Origin of the sequence: Streptomyces sp. ADI96-02 (assembly GCF_003846185.1) — a bacterium.
Classification (GTDB): Bacteria; Actinomycetota; Actinomycetes; order Streptomycetales; family Streptomycetaceae; genus Streptomyces.
Genome location: NZ_ML123034.1, coordinates 698,969 through 717,491, shown reverse-complemented (window position 1 = coordinate 717,491; position 18,523 = coordinate 698,969). Strand labels below are relative to the sequence as shown.

15 protein-coding genes are annotated in these 18,523 nt (G+C 73.2%); 8 read left to right on the top strand and 7 right to left on the bottom strand.

Annotation, left to right across the window (positions count from 1 at the left end; all coding sequences use genetic code 11):
• The 4 genes from EES43_RS03070 to EES43_RS03060 all read left to right on the top strand — a co-directional run.
• Positions 1-293, top strand: a 293-nt coding sequence (locus tag EES43_RS03070; RefSeq protein ID WP_206429984.1) for a MurR/RpiR family transcriptional regulator, incomplete at its 5' end; no start/stop codon positions are given.
• Between the two features lie 350 nt (positions 294-643).
• Positions 644-1,705, top strand: a complete 1,062-nt coding sequence (locus EES43_RS03065) for a Gfo/Idh/MocA family protein (protein WP_124267230.1) — start codon at positions 644-646, stop codon at positions 1,703-1,705.
• A gap of 117 nt (positions 1,706-1,822) precedes the next feature.
• Positions 1,823-1,951, top strand: coding sequence for an LPFR motif small protein (locus tag EES43_RS31690; protein WP_277426050.1), 129 nt, complete (start codon positions 1,823-1,825; stop codon positions 1,949-1,951).
• A 220-nt stretch (positions 1,952-2,171) separates the two neighbouring features.
• Complete coding sequence (locus EES43_RS03060; protein ID WP_124267229.1) at positions 2,172-2,696, top strand: hypothetical protein; 525 nt, start codon at positions 2,172-2,174, stop codon at positions 2,694-2,696.
• Between the two features lie 103 nt (positions 2,697-2,799).
• Here the strand turns inward: EES43_RS03060 and EES43_RS03055 are convergent, their stop codons facing one another.
• The 4 genes from EES43_RS03055 to EES43_RS03040 all read right to left on the bottom strand — a co-directional run bounded on the left by EES43_RS03055 (position 2,800) and on the right by EES43_RS03040 (position 8,923).
• On the bottom strand, positions 2,800-3,627 hold the full coding sequence (locus tag EES43_RS03055; RefSeq protein ID WP_124267228.1) for an aldo/keto reductase: 828 nt from the start codon (positions 3,625-3,627) through the stop codon (positions 2,800-2,802).
• A 275-nt stretch (positions 3,628-3,902) separates the two neighbouring features.
• Positions 3,903-5,084 (bottom strand): acyl-CoA dehydrogenase family protein, encoded by a 1,182-nt coding sequence (locus tag EES43_RS03050; protein ID WP_124267227.1) that lies wholly within the window; start codon positions 5,082-5,084, stop codon positions 3,903-3,905.
• Positions 5,085-5,268: 184 nt separating this feature from the next.
• Positions 5,269-6,975 (bottom strand): MFS transporter, encoded by a 1,707-nt coding sequence (locus tag EES43_RS03045; RefSeq protein ID WP_124267226.1) that lies wholly within the window; start codon positions 6,973-6,975, stop codon positions 5,269-5,271.
• Positions 6,976-7,189: 214 nt separating this feature from the next.
• Positions 7,190-8,923, bottom strand: a complete 1,734-nt coding sequence (locus tag EES43_RS03040; RefSeq protein WP_124271764.1) for an immunity 49 family protein — start codon at positions 8,921-8,923, stop codon at positions 7,190-7,192.
• Positions 8,924-9,157: 234 nt separating this feature from the next.
• Between EES43_RS03040 and EES43_RS03035 the strand changes: the two genes are divergently transcribed.
• Positions 9,158-9,490: a hypothetical protein gene (locus EES43_RS03035; protein ID WP_124267225.1), complete on the top strand. Its 333-nt coding sequence runs from the start codon at positions 9,158-9,160 to the stop codon at positions 9,488-9,490.
• A gap of 141 nt (positions 9,491-9,631) precedes the next feature.
• Here the strand turns inward: EES43_RS03035 and EES43_RS03030 are convergent, their stop codons facing one another.
• Together EES43_RS03030 and EES43_RS03020 are read right to left on the bottom strand one after the other, a co-directional pair.
• Complete coding sequence (locus EES43_RS03030; protein WP_164493113.1) at positions 9,632-10,678, bottom strand: RlpA-like double-psi beta-barrel domain-containing protein; 1,047 nt, start codon at positions 10,676-10,678, stop codon at positions 9,632-9,634.
• Positions 10,679-11,125: 447 nt separating this feature from the next.
• On the bottom strand, positions 11,126-12,076 hold the full coding sequence (locus EES43_RS03020; RefSeq protein ID WP_124267222.1) for a lytic transglycosylase domain-containing protein: 951 nt from the start codon (positions 12,074-12,076) through the stop codon (positions 11,126-11,128).
• A gap of 363 nt (positions 12,077-12,439) precedes the next feature.
• Here EES43_RS03020 and EES43_RS03015 point away from each other — a divergent pair, with 363 nt between their 5' ends.
• From EES43_RS03015 to EES43_RS03005, 3 genes are all read left to right on the top strand, one after another.
• A complete protein-coding gene (locus EES43_RS03015) occupies positions 12,440-15,439 on the top strand; it encodes a PD40 domain-containing protein (protein WP_124267221.1) in 3,000 nt (999 codons plus the stop codon).
• A 222-nt stretch (positions 15,440-15,661) separates the two neighbouring features.
• Positions 15,662-17,107 (top strand): COG1470 family protein, encoded by a 1,446-nt coding sequence (locus tag EES43_RS03010; protein ID WP_124267220.1) that lies wholly within the window; start codon positions 15,662-15,664, stop codon positions 17,105-17,107.
• Between the two features lie 156 nt (positions 17,108-17,263).
• Entirely contained in the window at positions 17,264-17,659 is a 396-nt protein-coding gene (locus tag EES43_RS03005) for a PAAR domain-containing protein (protein ID WP_124267219.1), read from the top strand.
• A gap of 10 nt (positions 17,660-17,669) precedes the next feature.
• On the opposite strand, the gene EES43_RS03000 is transcribed toward EES43_RS03005, so the two are convergent.
• A partial coding sequence (locus tag EES43_RS03000; protein ID WP_164493112.1) for a helix-turn-helix domain-containing protein occupies positions 17,670-18,523 on the bottom strand: 854 nt, incomplete at its 5' end.

Genomic DNA, 18,523 nt, shown 5'->3' with positions numbered 1-18,523 from the left:
CGAGATTCGTCTCCGTCGCCCGCGAACACGGGGCGCTCACCGCTCTCATCACGGGCGACCTGCGGTCCCCGCTCGCCGCCGAGGTCGATGTGGCGCTGCACACCGGTACCGGGGTCGGCGGCTCCTGGACGGACTACTTCGCCGGACGCTCCAGCGACACCCTGGCCGGCGCGCTGCTGTGGGCCCTGGTCGCCCAGCGCGTGCCCGACCGCATCTACGACCGGATGAGCCAGAGCGGTGCGCCCGAAACGGGCCGCCGCAGCCAGGACATCTTCGACACGCCCATGCACTGACCCTGCCTCCGCGCGATCGGCAGGCGCTCCCGAGGCGGTGACCGCTCATCCGGGGTGAACGTTGCGGCGGGCGGCATCCGGCCACAACCGGCCCACGGCACAGCGGAATCGGGAGAAGGCCCTACCCCGTCGGCGGCCCGGTCCGCCCGCCGCCCGTCGGAACACCGGCCACCGGTTGCGGTGGCACGCGTCGATCGGCTTGCATGGCGCGGTCCCCCGCTCCTGACGGCGGGGGACACCCCCGCCTCTCCGGGCCCGGTGCGCACGCCGCTCCGCCCCGGCCCGGCCCGCACGACACCTCCGGGGGCCCGCGCACCCCGACGGCGCGTCCCCGTACCGACAGGAGCCCCATGCCGCAGACCCCTCAGTCCGACGCGACCGGTCCTCGCCCCGCCCTGCCCGCCCCGCGAACACCCTCCCCCCGCGACGCACCGGCCCTGAAGTGGGGCGTGATCGCTCCGGGCGGCATCGCCGCCTCCTTCGTCGACGCGCTGCACACGTACACCGGACAACGCGCCGTGGCGGTCGGCTCGCGCGACCCGGCGCGGGCCCGCGCGTTCGCCGAACGGTTCGACATCCCGGCGGCCCACGGCAGTTACGCCGAGCTGCTCGCGGACCGCGACGTCGACATCGTCTACGTCGCCTCACCCCACTCCGGCCACTTCGAGCAGGCGCTGGCGGCGATCGAGGCCGGTCGGCACGTACTCGTGGAGAAGGCGTTCACCCGCAACGCCCGCGAAGCCGAACTGCTGGTCGAAGCCGCCCGGAAACGGGACGTCTTCCTCATGGAAGCGATGTGGACGCGCTTCCTGCCCCACATGGACGTGGTCCGCCAGGTGCTCGCCTCCGGAATGCTCGGAGAGGTGCACACGGTGACGGCCGACCACGGCCAGTACATGGAACACGACGCCTCCCACCGCCTCTTCGCCCCGGGACTGGCGGGCGGGGCGCTGCTGGACCTCGGCGTCTACCCGCTCTCCTTCGCCTCCATGGTGCTGGGCCCGTTCGCCTCCATCACGGCCGTGGGGACGAAGACGGCCACCGGCGTCGACGGACAGGCGTCCATCGTCGTCACCAACGCCTCCGGCGCGCACGGCGTCCTGAACACCACGCTGTTCGCCCGTACGCCGACCACGGCGTCGATCTCCGGTTCGCTGGCCCGGCTGGAGATCGAGGGCGACTTCTACGCGCCCGCCGCCGTCCGCCTGATCAGCCGGGAGGGCGAGGTGCTCGACACCCACGTCCCCGAACGGCGTGCCGGCGGGCTGTGCTACGAGGCCGCCGAGGCGGCCCGGTGCGTCGCCGCCGGGCGGCTGGAGTCCGACCTGATGCCGCTCGCCGAGACACTGGGCGTCATGCGCGCCCTCGACGGCGTACGGCGCGACCTGGGGGTCGTCTACCCGGGCGAGTGAACCCCGTCCGACCTGGCCGCCGACCGCCTGCCTGTTTTGAGCGATGCGGACCGGGTACGCGACATATCGAGCCGCTAAGGCCCCGGAACTTCCGGGGGCTGGAACGGAGGACAGCTCATGCTGAAGGCAATCGCAGACGTGTTCCGGTCGATCGGGAGCGCCGTCGCCACGGTGGTCACGCTGCCCTTCCGGGCCATCGCCCGTCTCTTCGGCGGCGCGTCCAGCACCGCACACGGAAACCACTGACCCCGCGTACCCCCGCGTACGCTCCGCCCCGGCCCGATCAGGCCGGGGCGGCTGTGTGTCCAGGGCCCGTCGCGGGGGCCGCGGGCCGGGGTGCGGAGGGCCGATGCCGGAGGCGCACACGGCGGGGGTCCCGTTCGTCCTGCCGGAAGTGCCGTTGTGCGGTTTGCTGAGGAGGTGTGCTGAAGAGGTGTTCCGAGTGTTCCGAGGAAGGGGGCTCGCGATGCGCCACGACCTGCTGGGCATCTACCTCAACGACCATCTGGCCGGGTCCGGCGCCGGCGTCGGACTCGCGCGCCGCATCGCCGCCCGGCACAGCCGCTCCGTCCAGGGCGCGGACCTGCACCGCCTGGCGGAGGACATCGAGGAGGACCGCCGGTCGCTGCTCGCGATCATGGACGCGCTCGGCGTGCCCGTGCGGCGCTACAAGGTGCTCGGAGGCCGGGTCGCCGAGAAGGCGGCGGGCCTGAAGCCGAACGGAGCACTGTACCGGCGTTCCGGGCTGAGCACCGTCATCGAGATCGAGACGCTGCGCCTGGGCGTCGAGGGCAAGGCCCTGCTCTGGCGGACGCTGCACGCCGTGGCCTCCCAGGACGACCGTCTGGACGCGGCGCGGCTGGACGACCTGTCGGCCCGCGCGGAGCGGCAGATCGACCTGCTCGAACGCCTGAGGATGTCGGCCGTCGCGGTGGTCTTCTCCGACGGCCCCCTTCCTCTGTCGGCCTCGGCGGTCCAGGGGACGTCGTGAGGGTCCTGAGCCCGTCCAGGAGGTTCCGCTTCCCGTAGTCGTGTCGTCCGGGGAGCGGAACCTCCCTCCGACGCGCTGTCGCGCCCCGGGTTGCGGCGGCCGGTCAGCCGTGGAAGCGGTCCGGGTCGGGCCCGGTGCGCTCGTCGCGGTTGAGCGCCGAGATATCGCCCATGTCCCCCTCGGTGAGCTCGAAGTCGAAGAGCGCGAAGTTCTCCTCGATCCGCTTCCGCGTGACGGACTTGGGGAAGACGACGTCCCCGCGCTGGATGTGCCAGCGCAGTGTCACCTGAGCGGCCGAACGGCCCACCCGCTCGGCGATACGGGTGATGGCCGGGTCGTCGAGCACCTTGCCCTGCGCGATGGGCGACCATGCCTCCGTGACGATGTCCTGCTCGGCCCCGAAGGACCTCACCGCGTCCTGCGTGAGGTACGGGTGCACTTCGATCTGGTTGACGGCGGGGACCACCGTGCTGTTGTCCAGCAGCCGGCGCAGGTGGTTCGGCTGGAAGTTGGAGACGCCGATCGACTTGACCCGTCCGGAGCGGTAGACCTCCTCCAGGGCCCTCCACGTCTCCACGAAGTCCCCCCGGTCCGGCAGGGGCCAGTGGATGAGGAAGAGGTCCAGGTATTCCAGGCCGAGATCGTCCATGGTGCGGTCGAAGGCCCGGAGCGCGTCGTCGTGCGCGTGGGCGCCGTTGTCCAGCTTGCTGGTCACGAACACGTCGTCGCGGTCGAGACCGGAGTCGCGGACGGCCTGGCCGACCTCCTTCTCGTTGCCGTACATCTCCGCCGTGTCGATGTGCCGGTAGCCGGTCTCCAGGGCCGCCAGAGTGGTCTCGCGGGTCTCCTCCGGCGGGATCTGGAAGGTTCCGAAGCCGAGCTGGGGAATCGTCACACCGTTGTTCAGGGTGATGTCGGGTACGCCGGTCACGGGTCTCTCCTTGCTGTCGTCACCACGAAGGGGGAGTGGAGGAGGGCGTCGTCCGCGGTCGTCGCGCCGCGTCGGTCCCGCGCTGCGCCGCCCTGTGCGGCTTGGCGCCGCTCCGGGTAGGGGGCCCGCGGAACGAGGGGTCGCGCATGGCGGAACGCTGCCTCCGCTCCCTGCCTGGTACCCGAACGAGCGAGCAGAAAACCATACATATGAATGCATATGGGTGATCGCCGTTCGCGTTCAGTGATGCCGCCGTCTGCCTGAGACGCGTCGGATCAGACGAAGGCACCCAGGCCCGTCACCGCGCGACCTGTGATCAGCGTGTTGATCTCGCGGGTCCCCTCGTAGGAGTACAGCGCCTCCGCGTCGGCGACGAACCGGCCGATGCTGTAGTCGAGCACGATCCCGTTGCCCGCCAGCAGTTCCCGGCCCCAGCCGACGACCTCCCGCATACGGGTGGTGCAGTGGGCCTTCGCCATCGCCGAATGCTCGTCCCGGAAGGTGCCCGCGTCCTCCAGTTGCGCGAGCCTGACGACCATGCCGAGGCAGGAGGTGGCATCGCTCACCATGCGCACCAGGAGGTCCTGGACCAACTGGAAGCGGGCCACGGGACCGCCGAACTGCTCGCGCTCGCGCGTGTAGTCCAGGGCGATGCGGTACGCCGCCAGCATCACGCCCACGGCCTCCCAGGCCACGCCGCTGCGCGTGTGGCGCAGGACGTCCGCGGTGTCCCGGAACCCGTGCGCCTCCTGAAGGCGGTTCGCCTCCGGGACCCGGCAGTCCCTCAGCACGATGTCGGCGTTCTCGACCGTCCGCAGCGCGATCTTGTTCTCGATGAGGCGCGCGGAGAAGCCGGGCGTCGGACTCTCGACCACGAACCCCCGTACGCGGCCCTCGTCCCCCTCCTCCCTGGCCCAGACGACCACGAGGTCGGCGAAGGTGGCGTTGCCGATCCACCGCTTCTCGCCGTTGAGCACCCAGGTGTCGCCCTCGCGCCTCGCGGTGGTCCGCAGACCCGCCGCCACGTCCGACCCGCCCTGCGGCTCGGTCAGCGCGAACGCCCCGATCTGCTCCATCCGGCCCATGGCGGGCAGCCACCGGCGGCGCTGCTCCGGGGAACCGCAGCGGGCGATGCTGCCCATGGCGAGCCCCGCGTGAACCCCGTAGAACGTGGCCATCGACGGGTCGACGCGCGCCATCTCCAGGGCGATGAACCCGCTGAGCAGGCTGCTCGCCGAGGCGCCTCCGCACTCTTCGTACGGCAGTCCGGCGATGCCCAACTCGCCGTAGCGGGGGATCAGGTGGTGCGGAAACGACGCCTTCCCCCACCAGGCGTCCGCGTTCGGGGCCACCTCCTCGCGCAGGAACGTGCGGACGCGGTGAAGCGTCTCGCGCTCCCCGTCGTCCAGAAGGTCCTCGAAGCGGTACAGGTCCTCTTCCAGAATGCCGTCAGCCATCGGTCCGCCCTCGCGCCTCGTGATCAGATCGTGTTCGGTCACCGGCGGTCGCCTACCCGGTGATCCACCAGTCATCGCGGTCGGGAACGCCGACTTCCACGGCGACTCGGGCGTCCCGCCGGCGGGCATCGTTCACGCGGCCCGGGCCGACGGCAAGGGGCTGGAGCCTCCCGGGGCGCGGACCCTACGGCTGGCCGTGGACATAGCGGCCCCCGCGCAGCAGTGAGGCGAGGGCCGCCACCAGGCACGCGGCGATCGCGAAGTCGAAGGCGACGGAGAGGCCCTGCTCGAACGGGCCGGAGATCAGCGTGGGGAAGAACTCCCGGCCGGTCAGGTAGTCGGCGCGCGCGGCCGACAGATGGGACAGGGCTTCCGGGCCCAGCAGCGAGCGCACCGGGTTGTAGCCGAGCAGTGAGGCGAACAGGACTCCGACCGGCGGCAGTTCGGCCACCCGGGCCGCGTCGGCCGGGGCGATGCCCTGGGCGGTCAGTCCCTGGGTGAGGACGCCGGGCAGCGAGGACGCCAGTCCGGCGATCATCAGGGAGAAGAAGATGCCGATGGACAGGACCGTGGCCGCGTTCTGGAAGGTGGTGCTGATCCCCGCCCCGACTCCGCGCTGGTCCGGCGGCAGGCTGTTCATGATCGCCGCTCGGTTGGGCGAGGCGAACAAGCCCATGGCCAGCCCGTTGAACAGCAGGATCAGGGCGAACCAGGGGTAGCTGAAGTCGACCGGCAGTTCCTTCAGCGCGACGAAGGTGGCGGCGGCCAGCAGCATGCCGCCGGTGGTGAAGAGACGGGCGCCGAAGCGGTCGGAGGCCCAGCCGGAGAACGGGCCCGCCACCAGGAACCCGATGGTCAGGGGCAGCATGTAGATCCCCGCCCACAACGGGGTCTGCTCGAACCCGTAGCCGTGCCGGGGCAGCCAGATCCCCTGGAGCCAGATGATCAGGATGAACATCAGGCCGCCGCGTCCCAGGGACGCCATGAGGCTGGCCACGTTCCCCGCCGTGAAGGCGCGGATCCGGAACAGCCCGAGGTGGAACATGGGTGAGGCCACCCTGCTCTCGATCACGCAGAAGAGCCCCAGGACCGCGAGGCCGCCGGCGATGGCGGTCAGCACCCAGGGGTTGGTCCAGCCCATGGTGTCGCCGCCGTAGGGCTGGATGCCGTACGTGATACCGGACAGTACGGCGACCAGCCCGACGGCGAAGGTGAGGTTGCCCCACCAGTCGAGCCGGGCCGGGACGCGCATGCCGGTGTCGTGCAGCTTCATGTAGGCCCAGATGGTGCCGAAGAGCCCGAACGGGACGGAGACCAGGAAGACCAGGTGCCAGTCGACCGGACCGAGCAGCCCGCCGAGGACCAGGCCGAGGAAGGACCCGGCGATCCCGGCGACCTGGTTGAGGCCCAGCGCGAGCCCGCGCTGATGGGTGGGGAAGGCGTCGGTGAGGATGGCGTTGGAGTTCGCCATCAGCATCGCTCCGCCGACCCCCTGGAGCACCCGCATGCCGATCAGCCACAGGGCGCCCGCGGTCCCGTGCATCCACGTCACCGACAGCAGCACGGAGAACAGGGTGAAGACCGCGAACCCCATGTTGTACATGCGCACCCGGCCGTACATGTCACCCAGTCGGCCGAAGCTCACCACCAGGACCGCGGTGACGACCATATAACTCATGATCAGCCACAGCAGGAGGCTCGTGTTGGCCGGCTCCAGAGGATCGACGCCGATGCCCCGGAAGATGTCCGGCAGGGCGATCAGGATGATCGACAGGTTGATGGTCGCGATCAGCACGCCCAGCGTCGTGTTGGACAGCGCGATCCACTTGTAGCGGGGCCCCGGCGCGCCGCCGGGGCCCCGGCCGGGCGAGCGGACGGCCGGGCTGCTCACAGGCCATCACCCCAGTCGTCACCGGACGTCGTCGAGTGACGCCAAGCTAGCCCCGGCCCGCGCGCCGGGCCAGCCGGGCGCGGCCACCGGTGGCGTCGCCTCTTCGCGGAGCCGCGGTGCCGCCGGAGCCGCGGAGTCGCAGCGCCCCGCCGGGCCCGCCGGGCCGCTGACATCGCGGGCCCTCCTGCGGTCGCCGCGTCCGGCCACGCCGCTTCTAGAAGGGCGCCGCGGCCCGCAGGAGGTCCTGCGGAAGGTAGGGGGATTCGACGCGGATCGCCCAGCCGCGGCGGCGGGCGTGGCAGGCGAGGGCCAGGATGTCGAGGTCGACGGAGACGCCCGGGTCTTCGGCGCGGTCGGCGACCCGGTAGTAGTCGCGGTGCGCTTCGAGCGCGTCCGCCAGCGCGAGGTTGAAACTCTCCTCGTCGCCCTCCACCAGCTGCGACAGCAGCACGGCCGGCGGCATGGCGAAACCCCAGTCCTTGGCCAGGTCGGCCTGGTCCAACGCCCGCCGCGCCGCCGCTTCGGGATCGGCGCCCTTGAGGTAGGCGTGCAGGGCTTCGCGGTACGCGCCGAAGGCGCTGCCGTCCGGGCGGGCGAGGAGGGGGCCGGCGAGGACGAGCGGGGCGAGGTCCTCACGCGCGCCGGTGATCAGGGCGAAGGCGACGGCCAGCTGCCAGTTGCCGGCGCCGATCTCCTGGCCGCGGTCGGCCGGGTAGTGGAGCGTGCGTCCGTCGATGCTCACCTCGGCCCGGGTGCCCGGCTCCGCGAGGCCGATGCGGAACAGGGCCGCCCCCAGCTGCGAGGCCAGCCTGAGCGTCGCGAGCTGCGCGTCCGTGACTCCGCCGGGGTCCCCCGCTCGCCACTTGAACAGGCGCTCCTGGTCGCTCAGGACGCTGCCGAGCCGCCCGACGGCGAGCAGTTCGCCGTCGACCGAGGTGAACGCCTCCTGGAGGGATTTCTCGTACAAGTCCGTGAGCCACGTCTCCACGGTCCGCTCGCAGCCGGGCCGCTCCACCACCAGAGGTCCTTCGGCGAGCGCGGCGACGGCGTCCGGCCGACGGTCGCGGCCGAAGCCCGCGACCCGGGGGCCCGGCGTCGCGAAGCCGGTGACCAGCGCGTGCGGCAGGTACGCGGTGCGGACGGCGGGCGCCCAGCCCAGGGTCCGGTGGGCGAGCGCTGCGAGGGCGAGGGGGACGAGCGGCACGAGGGACCTGGGAGAGGCGGTCGGACCGTGCAGGGCGGCGTGACCGACCAGGAGGTCGGCCAGCGCGGCGTCGAAGGCATCCTTGTCCTCGGCGGCCAGGGCGCGCACCGTGCGCAGCGCGGCGCTCTCCGGCCGGTCCAGCAGGGGATCGCCGCTCTCCCGGGCGCGGGTGCGGACGCGGTCCAGGGCCGCGTCGACGGCGGCGAGCCGTGCCCGCGCGCTCGGCGGGTACTCTCCGTCGCCGGTGGCGTCCAGGACCACGGCCGTCAGCCCGGTGGCGAGCTCTCCGGCGGGCGTCCCCTGCGCCCGCGCGGCGAACTTCTCGCGGGCGAAGTGGAAGGCCTCGCCGTGCCATTTCGCCTTGTCCCGGAGGGCCGCCAGGCAGAGCGCGTCGATCCACTGTCCGGGCGTGACGCTCTCCTCGGGGGCGTCCTCACCCGGGTCGTAGCTCATGCCGAAGTTCACGTAGTCCAGGAAGACCCGGAAGCCGCAGTGCGGGTGGTACGCGGCGTAGGCGACGGCACCGGCCGCGGCCTCCGAGGCGTCCTTCAACGCGGCCCGGGCCTCCGTCGTACCGAGGTCGGGCGTCTCGACGGAGAGCGCCCCCAGGTAGTCGAGGAACTCCCCGGCGATGGACTGCCACTCGTAGGTGGCGATGCGTCCGGCCTTCGACATGGACCGCACCAGGCCCCCGATGCGGTTGGTGAAGTCCTCGCGCGCCGCTGCCACGACGGCCCCGCCCACCTGGTGACGCTCTATTCGCACTGCCTGCTCCTTGATCGGATCCCCACGACAGCTTAGGCGCGGGGTCCGACAGGCCGGGGTCCTTGCGGTTGTGCGCGAGCGGACGGAGCGGAAGAGGCGGTGTTCGGTGATGACCGCGGGGTGATGTCCGTGCGTGGTGGAGGTGCGGCGCGGGCGGGCCCGCCGTCAGACTGCGAAGGACCCGACCGCCACCGTGTACCTCGGAGCCCTCTCATGCCCCTGCCGGCCACCGGACCGACCGAGCCGGACGCCTTCCTGGCCGTGTGCGGCCACACGCACCTCTTTCCCGGCGCCCGCTGCCGCCTCCAGGGGCTGCCCGATCCGGAGGCGTTCGCCGCCCGGCCGCGGCCGGGCGATGTGCTCCTGCGGTTCTCGGACGCGGTGGCCACCGACGCGGAGGTGCGCACCGACGGGCCGGCACTGGCCGTCCCGGCCTACACCACCGCGGCCGGTACGCCGATCGACGGCCGCGCCTGGCTGGTCCGGGAGTTCGCCGGCGCGGGAGACGAAGTGGAGCTGACGATCGGCGGGATCGCCCCGGCCTGACGGCCTGGACGGGATCGCCCCGGCCTGAGGCCCGTCTCCGTGCTGCCGCCGTACGGAGACGGGCCGGGCCGGCAGGCGCCCGCGGTCCTGCCGGCCCGGCCCCCGCGACGTCGCGCGGCGCTCCGGGCTTCCGCCCTGCCGTCAGTAGGCGACCGGCGTGTACAGGTCCGTGCAGCGGCTCGATCCGCTCGCGCAGGCCGGGGTCTTGAAGGTGTACTCGCGACCGCCGTTCAGCAGCTTCCCGTCCGCGTCCTTCACTCGGAGGGTGAAGGACGTGCGCGCCGAGGTGGTCGGCTGGATCTCGTAGCGCTGACCGTTGTCACCGGTCATCCTGGCCTGCTTCCAGACGCCGTTCTCCTGGTACTCCAGACCGTGGATCCCGTTGGGCAGGTTGGTGATGATGACCGGCGTGTACCACTGCGACGCGTCCTTCGCGAGGCCGATCTTGATGTCGCCCTTGTAGTCGGGCGCGGGGATGAACGACCACTGGATCTTGCGGTTGTTCCAGCGTCCCATGGTCTCCAGGTCCCCGACCGGGCTGCCGCCGAGGGTGAAGCGGCCCAGCGAGCCGCGGGCGATGTCGAGGTGGTTGCGGTCGGAGCGGCACCACTCGTTGGGGTCGCCGCAGCTGTCGGTGACCACGGCCTTCACGGTGGCGCCGTTGTACTGGTCGGGCTTCCAGGTTCCGCCGCGGCAGATCCCCTGGCCCGCCGCTCCGCCGTTCGCCACGCTGCAGAAGTCGTCGAGCTTGATCTCGACCCAGCGTCCGCAGTTGAGGCCGTTGTCCCACACGCCGCGGATGGAGTCGGGCGCGGGCCGGGGCAGGTTCGCCTCGAACTTGCCCGGTGTGTCGTACACGTTGAGGGCGACGAAGTCCTTGCTCTCGATCTGCGCCGGCGGAACCCCGCAACCGCCGCCCGCGTCACCGGTCTTGTCGAAGTGCGTCCCGACCCCCGAATAGACGGGGCCGAGGGCGGGTGCCAGCGCCGAGCCGGCGGCTGCCGACTGCGCGGCCTTCTTGGCGGCGGACTCGGCCGCGGGGGCGGTGGAGGCGGCCTTGGCCGCGGATGCCTGGTCGGGCAGGACGGCGCCGACGGCCGTGCCGGCGGCGACGACCGTGAGGATTGACGCCGCGGCTATCGCGGGCTTGCTGAGAAGGGGACGTCGCCTGCGTGAACCGTGGGACATGGGACACCTAACTCGCTCGTCGGGGGTGAGGGCGTGCGCTGTACGGGGACCGTGACCGGAGGACTGCCGACGGGGCGACGCTCCAGGCCGTCGCGTCGGTGAACGCTCGCTGTGCACGGGCCCAGCGGTCGTACGCCCCCGTCGGAACGGTGCGTGGGAGCGCTCCCGCAGAACCGAAAGGTAGGCGGCGAGCCGGTTCCCAACAAGCCGATCGACGTATCCGGCACCTGGGCGGCGGACGGCCGGAACGCACGGGTGCGGACGCCGCCGGAGCAGGACCGCCCGCCCCGCCCGACGACATCCGGCCAGGTGAGGGGAGGCCATCAGGCCGCCGGTGCACGGTGGTTAGGCAGTGCGGAGGGCCGACGGGCCGCCGCCGTGCCGGGCGCGCCGCCCCGGACAATGCTCACCGCGCGCGATCGAATGGACGCCCGCTCCGGGTACGCTCTACGCCGCCGGGTCCTGCGTCGAGGGGCTGGGCGAGACGGAGGGGGGCGGTTCCGGCGCGTCCTTGTCCGGCCCCGGCCGCGACGGTGAGGGCGACGGACTCACGTCCGCCGGGGGCGGGTTCTTCGTCGAGGCCGACGGCGAGGGGGGCGGTTCCGACGCGCTCGGCGACGGCGAGGGCGACGGGTCCGGGTCCGGGGAGCTCTCCGGCTCCGGCATGCCGGCGTAGCGGGCGATCCAGCCGAGGACCGTGTCCGCGTAAGCCCCCGACTGGTTGTAGCTGAGCAGGGCCTTTCGCAAGTCGCCCGCTTCGGACAGGTTCCGCCCGCCCGCGCAGAGGTAGCGGCCCGCCGTCAGCGCCGCGTCGTACATGTTGTGCGGGCTGGCCGACCTGTCGTCGTTCCCGTCGGTGCCCCAGACCGCCCAGGTGGACGGGATGAACTGCATCGGGCCCACCGCCCGGTCCCAACGGGTGTCCCCGTCGAGCCGGCCGGCGTCCGTGTCGCGGATCGGCGCGAACCCCTTGCCGTTCAGGGCCGGTCCGATGATGGGCTGCACCGTGGTGCCGTCCGCGGCCAGTGCCCCGCCCCGGGCCTGACCGGACTCCACCTGGCCGATCCCGGCGAGAACGGGCCAGGTCAGCCGGCACCCGGGCAGTGCCTGCGCCAGGCGCACCTCGGCGTTGCGGTACGCGCGGAGCACCGCCGCCGGGAGGGTCGCGCCGCCCGGCAGCTCGGTACGGGAGAGGTCCGGCGCACCCGGGCCCGGCACGGAGCCCGGGGGAGTCACGAACGGGCGGGGCAGGGACTGCATGCCCTGGGCGACGGCGGTCGGCGTCGGAGGAGGGACCGGCTGCCGGCTCTCGTACACCGTCGCGCCGACCGTCACCACCGTGGCCGCCACCGCCACGGCCGCGAGGCCCTGCGTGGCACGCTGAAGCGCTGCCGCCATCCTTCCAGCTCCCCTGAAATACCGGCGGCGCGCGCCGCCGCGGACGCCTCACGGCTCTCGCCGCTGCGGTTCCGTCTCCCTGCGGCTCCTCGCCGCCCCCGTCGTGCCATGCTCGCGGACCCGAGCACCGCCGACCGGGGCCTGTGGGGCGGGCGCGGGGGCATGGGCCGGTGCCCGAACGGGGCCCGCCGTACGCGGCGGCAGTGCCGCGCGGACTGCGGGGGAGCGGCCGTACGCCGGGCGGACCAGGGCGCGCGGCCCGCCCCGCCGGGCGGCCGGCTCGCCTCAACGGGCAGGCGTTCGGCCCGAAAGGGCTCCCGGGCGGCGGGTCACGAGGCAGGGCGGTCATGGTTCGATCCCGCCATGAAACACGGGAGAAGTCGCGACCGCCGCCTGCGGCTGATGGTTCTGGTGGCGGCCGTGGTCACGGCCGTGTCCGGCTACGCGGCGGGAGTCACGCTGCTGCGCACGACCGACGACCGCGACACGGCCACCGGGACCGAACTGGTGTCGACGGGCGAGGGAGAGGGCGGGGCCGTCGGCGGCCGGGCCGTCCGGATCTCGGCCGACGGCCGCCACCTCGTCTTCCAGAGCCGCGCCGAACTGCCCTCCGCGACACCGCTGTTCGCGAACTTCTCCGGTGACCGGTGGCGCGTCTACGGCCGCGACCGGACCACGGGAGCGGTGACCCTGCTCAGCGACCCCCGGTTCGACGCCACCGATCCGCAGACGTCCGCCGACGGACGGGTCGTCACCTACCGCCGCGGAGCCGCGCTGCCCGAGGACCGCGGTGGCACCGGCACGGTCGTCGTCGACCGCAGCGTCTCCGGCGCATCCGCACTCGACCGGCCCGGCAACGTCCGCGCGACCGACCTCACCACGGCTCCGGGGCCGGTGCCCGCTTCGTTCCCCGCGCTCTGCGACCGGGACTGCGGACCGCGGCTCTCCGGCGACGGATCGACGGTCGTGTACCCCAGCGTGCTGTCTCCGGTCTCGCCCGACCTCGTCGTGAGCGCCGCCGCGGGGTCCGCGACGCCGCGCACCATCGGCGGGGACATGATCGACGTCAACGCCCTGGCCGGACGCCCCGGCGGATTCGCCCCGGACGACCGGCCGTTCGACGTCACCGTCAGCACCAGGGCCGCGGCGCACGCCGGCACGGACGCCGACCTCACCGGCCGACCCGGCCTCCAGGGGCGGCAGTCCGGCGCGTTCCGTACCGGTACGAAGAAGTGCGGCGCGTCCGGGACCTGCCGCACCACCCTCACCTTCGATCCCGCCCGCTGCGCCGACCGGCCCGTCCACTGGGACCGCCTCGACACCCGGGGAGCCACCTCCTCCGGCCGGTCGAGCATCACCCTGCTCGCCCGGTGCGCCGGGAACGTGCCCCCGCCCGCGTGCGGACCCGGCCCCGACGCCGGGCGGCTGGCTGAACTGCCCCTTCGTCGGGGCGAGTTCAGCTCCAGCATCAAATCCGACACCAGCTCCGACTCCGTCTCCGGTCGCCGTGTCGACGTGGGACCGGTGGAACCCGGGCGTCCCTTCCTCGTCATGGTCCCCGCCCGCGGCCTCACCGGACGCGTGGCCCTCAGCACCCAGGACTGCGCCGCCGTCCGTCTGGTGGAACCCGGACCGGAGCTGCGCGAACGGGCGGCGCGGGCCGGGGCCGCCGACCCGACGCCGATCGCCGCCGGCGCTGTGCTGGACGGTTCCGACTCCGGGACCCTGTACTTCCTCGTCGATCCCGCCGCCCGGCCGACCGGGGAGGCGGCGGCCGATCCGGCCTCCGCCGCCCGGACCTACGCCGCCCGCGTCGTGCTCAGCCCCGCCGGGGCGGCCACGCCCGCCTCCGACGGCTTCTCCGTCACCGTCCGGGCCGTCCGCCAGGTCGTCGAGATGCGCAGGGACGCGAAGCCGGGCGCGGGGTTCGCCCCGGGCCCCGCCACGCTCGTCAGCCTCGTGAAGGGACGGGACGCCTCCGGCTCCCGCACCGTCGACGGCTCGCGCCCCGCCGTCTCCGGCGACGGGCGGACCGTGGTCTTCACCGCGCACGGCCTCGACCCGGACGCGCCGCCGGCGGACGCCGTCGTCGCCGCCCGCTTCGCGGACGACGGCCGCCACCTGTCCAGTACGACCGTGTCGGGAGACACCTCCGACGGCAGCACGGCGGACTCTCCCGAGGTGTCCTCCGACGGCCGGACGATCGTCTTCGTACGCCGATCCGATCCGGCAGCGCCCGGCGAGGCCGCCCAGGTCCTGGTGACCGACGAGCGCGGCCGTGGCACCCGCACTCTCTCCACCGCGGCCTCGGGCGCGCCGGGCAACGCGGACAGCACGCGGCCCGCGCTCTCCCCGGACGGCCGGGTCGTCGCGTTCGCCTCCAGCGCCACCAACCTCGACGACGCGTCGGAATCCCGTACCGGACTCCAACTGTTCGTCCGGGCGACCGGCTCCCGCGGCAGCGCGGTCCGGCTCACCGGCCTGGGGAAGGCGGAGGACGTCGGCCCGTACGCCGCCGCGCTCGACGCGGGCGGTTCCGCGGTCGCGTTCACCACCGCCGAGTCCCTGGCGGGCGACGACGGCAACGAGCGGCCCGACGCCTACGTCCGAACGGTCGCCGGACGCCTCTCCCTCGAACCGGCCGCCCTCGACTTCGGCACGTTCGCCGCGCGGTCCGCGACCGGTGCCGGCCTGCCCGTGCGGATCGTCAACACCGGTCCCGGTCCGATCACCGTCAAGAGCGTCGAGGCGGGTGCGCCGTTCTCCTACCGGGGCGCGTGCGCGGGCACGACCATCCGGGCCGGTGAGACCTGCACCGCCGTCGTCTCCTTCGCGCCCCGCGCCGCCGGCCGGCACACGGGCACCCTCCGGGTCGAGGCCGCCACCGCTCCCGCCGCTGGACTCAAGGCCGAACTCGGCCTGACGGCGCGGGTGGAGGAGCCCGGCCGGCCCGGCGGCGAAGACGGCGGCGGCGCGTCCGAGGACCCCTCGTCGGCCCCCTCGCCGGACCCCTCTGCGGACCCGTCCTCGGACGCCTCCTCCGACCCCTCTGCGGACCCGTCCGCCGAACCGCCGCCGGGGAGCACCACGGCCGCCACCTTGAACATCACGCCGACGGTGGCCCAACCCGGCCGGGTGCTGCGGGTCCAGGGCGGGGGATTCGCGCCGAACGCCCGGGTGAGCCTCACCTGGGGCGCGACCGGCCCCGTCCAGGAGGCCGTCGCCACGTCGGAGGGAACCCTCACCGCGTACGTACCGGTGGCGCACCAGCAGGGCATGGGGCCCGCCTCGATCACCGCGTCCGACGAGAGCGGCCGACTGCTGGCGTACGCCGCGTTCCTGGTCGAGTCGGCCGACGGGTGAGCGGTGCGGTCCGGGCGGCCGGGTAGATCCGCCAGATCCGCCAGATCCGCCAGATCCGCCAGATCCGCCAGATCCGCCGGATTCGGGTGATCCGGCGATCCGGCGGCGTCGTCCGGCCGACCCGACGCGGTGCGCGTTCGGCCCCTTCGTGCAGACCTGCGGGGCCGAACGGCCGCCCCGGAGCCGCTGTGGCGGCGGGGTTCCCTGACCCATCCTGGTCGGGTGGGAGCCATCGTATTGCCGCTGGAGGACGACAGCCCGGCCGCACCGGGTGAGGAGACCAGACGAGCCGTCCAGATCTGCAACTCCGGTTCGGTCGTGGACCGTTTCGAGCTGGACGTCGTCGGCGACGCCAAGAGCTGGGTCCGGGTCGAGCCCGCGGAGGTCAACGTCTTCCCGGACCAGTCGGTCGGCGTCGAGCTGGTCTTCACCCCGCCCAAGTCGGCCGAGATTCCGGCGGGTGAGGTCACTTTCGCCCTGAGGGTGATGTCCCACGAGGACATCGAGGGCTCGGTCGTGGAGGAGATGACGATCGTCGTCGGTCCCTTCACCGACTTCGGCGTCAAGCTGGTTCCCACGACGAAGCGGACCCGGTTCGGGGCGCGCTTCAACGCCGTCGTCGACAACCGCGGCAACGCCCCCCTGAAGGCCCAGCTCTACGCCACGGACGCCGACGCCAAACTCCGCTTCACCCTTCCGTACAAGGAGATCGAGGTCGCCCGGGGCACGGGAGCCGTGGCCCCGGTCAAGATCCGGCCCGTCGCCAGGCAGTGGCGAGGCCCTGATGTGACCCTGCCGTTCCAGGTCCTGGCCGTCCACCAGGACGAGGGCGGCGACGAGGAGCACACGGCCGACGGCGCGGTGGTCCAGGCTGCTGTCATCTCCGACGGAGCCGTGAAGTTCCTGATGGCGGTCGTCGCCGCGGTGCTGGCGCTGCTCGCCCTGTGGTTCTTCGTCCTCAAACCGAGTGTGGAGTCCGAGGCGGCGAAGGCCGCCCTGCCGCCCGGCGACACCGCCGGAGCGGGGGAGAGCGCCGGTGCCGCCGCGGGAGCGGGAAACCCGGGCGCGAACAGCGCCGGACCGGCGGGCGCGGCGGCGTCGGGCGGCGTGCCGCTGCCCTCCGCGCCCACGGACGGGAAGCAGGGCGACGACAGCGGCGCCGGAAAGGACGGCGGCACGGCGAACGACCAGAAGGACGCCGGAGGCACGGGCGAGGCGGCCGGTGGCGCGGCGGGCACCGGTGGCGCGGCGGGCACCGGTGGCGCGGCGGGCACCGGCGGAACGTCCGGGCCGGAGGACGGCAGCCGGGCCTTCGCCCGCCGTGTCCAGGCCGACGTCGCCGCCTCGGCCGAGTTCGACACCGAGGCCCGCTACACCGTCCCCGACGGCTGGGCCCTGCTCGTCAGCGACGTCACCTTCGAGAACGTGGCCGGAGACACCGGGATCGTTCAACTCCAGCGCGGGGAGGAGACGTTGCGCCAGGTGGCGCTCGACACCTTCCGTGACTACGGGACCCGCTACGACCAGCCCATCAGGTTCGGTCCGGGCGAGGAGGTCGTCCTCGCGGTCCGCTGCGACGTACCGGGCGGGCAGACGACCGCCGGAGCGACGGCGTGCACACCGGCCATCTACTTCTCCGGCCGACTCGTCCCGGAGGAGAAGCCGTGACGCCGGCGGGGCCGTGACGCCGACGCCGTAGGCCGCTTCCGGCCGGAGACCCGCCGCCCGCCGGCCACATACAGCTTCCTCGACGAACACGACGAACACGACGAACAGCCCTTGCCCGACGGGCGGACCGTCCACCGAAGAACTGGAGTACGCACCATGCCCGGACCACCCGCCGCGGCCCAAGGAGACCGGGTCGTCGGAACCGACACCCACATCGTGCTGGTGCCCTCGCCGGGCGGCCCGGTGGAGACCCCCGTGCCGCTGCCCTTCACGGGCACGATCGCGAGCGGCTGCTGCCCGACCGTCCTCATCGGCGGCAAGCCCGCCGCGACCAAGGACAGCGTCGCCGTCAACACCCCGCCGCACATTCCGCCCACCGGGATGTTCAAGAGCCCGCCCGACAACCGGGGCACGATCTCCCGGGGCAGCACATCCGTCTTCATCGGCGGCAAGCCGGCCGCCCGCACCGGTGACACGGCCACCACCTGCAACGAGCCCGCGATCCAGCACAGCGCCACGGTGATCGCCACGTCCACCGTCTTCATCGGCTGACCGGGGCCGGTCAGCGTGCCCGGTAGGACTGGGGCGGGAGCCCCATGACGGCCTTGAACTGCCGGCTGAAGAGAAAGGGGTCGGAGTAGCCCAAGGCGGCGGCGACCTGCGCGACGGTCCGGTCTCCGTTGTCGAGGAGGACCGTGGCCCGCTGGATGCGCCGCCTGACGATCCATTCGCGCGGTGGCATGCCGTACGTCTTGCGGAACACCCGGGTGAAGTAGTCGGGCGACAGGCCGGCCACCCGGGCCAGGTCGGACGTGGTGGGGCGGGCGTGGATGTTCCGGTCCGTGTAGCTCTCCAGCGCGTAGCGCGCCGAAGAGCTGAGCAGTCCCGACGTCGGCCGCCATTCGGCCCGCCGCAGCAGGGAGGTGAACAGGACGAGCAGCAGGCCGCGGATGCGCTCGTCGCGGTACGGGCGGGTCGACTGCGTTTCCGCCATCAGCAGATCGAACGTGCCCCGCAGATCCCAGGCGCCCGGTACGCACATGGCGGGCCCCAGGCACGCGTCGGCCGCCGGATCCCCGGCCAGCAGGAAGCGGTGGACCACGGTCTGTTCGTCGTCCGCGGCCCGCAGGATGAAGGGGGTGCGGGGGCGGATCCACACGACGCCTCCGGCCGCCAGGTCCCAGCGGTCCCGCCCCGCGACGACCGTGCACCCGCCCCGGATGACGAAGTGGACGAGATGCTCGGACAGCCCGCGGGGGCGGTCCAGGCTCCAGCCGCTCGTCAGCGTGTGCGGGCGTGCGTGTCCGGCCCCGGGGACGAGGAGGTGCTCCGCGCCGATCCTGCCGAGCCAGGCGTCGACCGCGCGTTCGTCCAGGGACTGGCAGCTGCTGTTGTCCGCGGGTTCTGCCGGCGGCA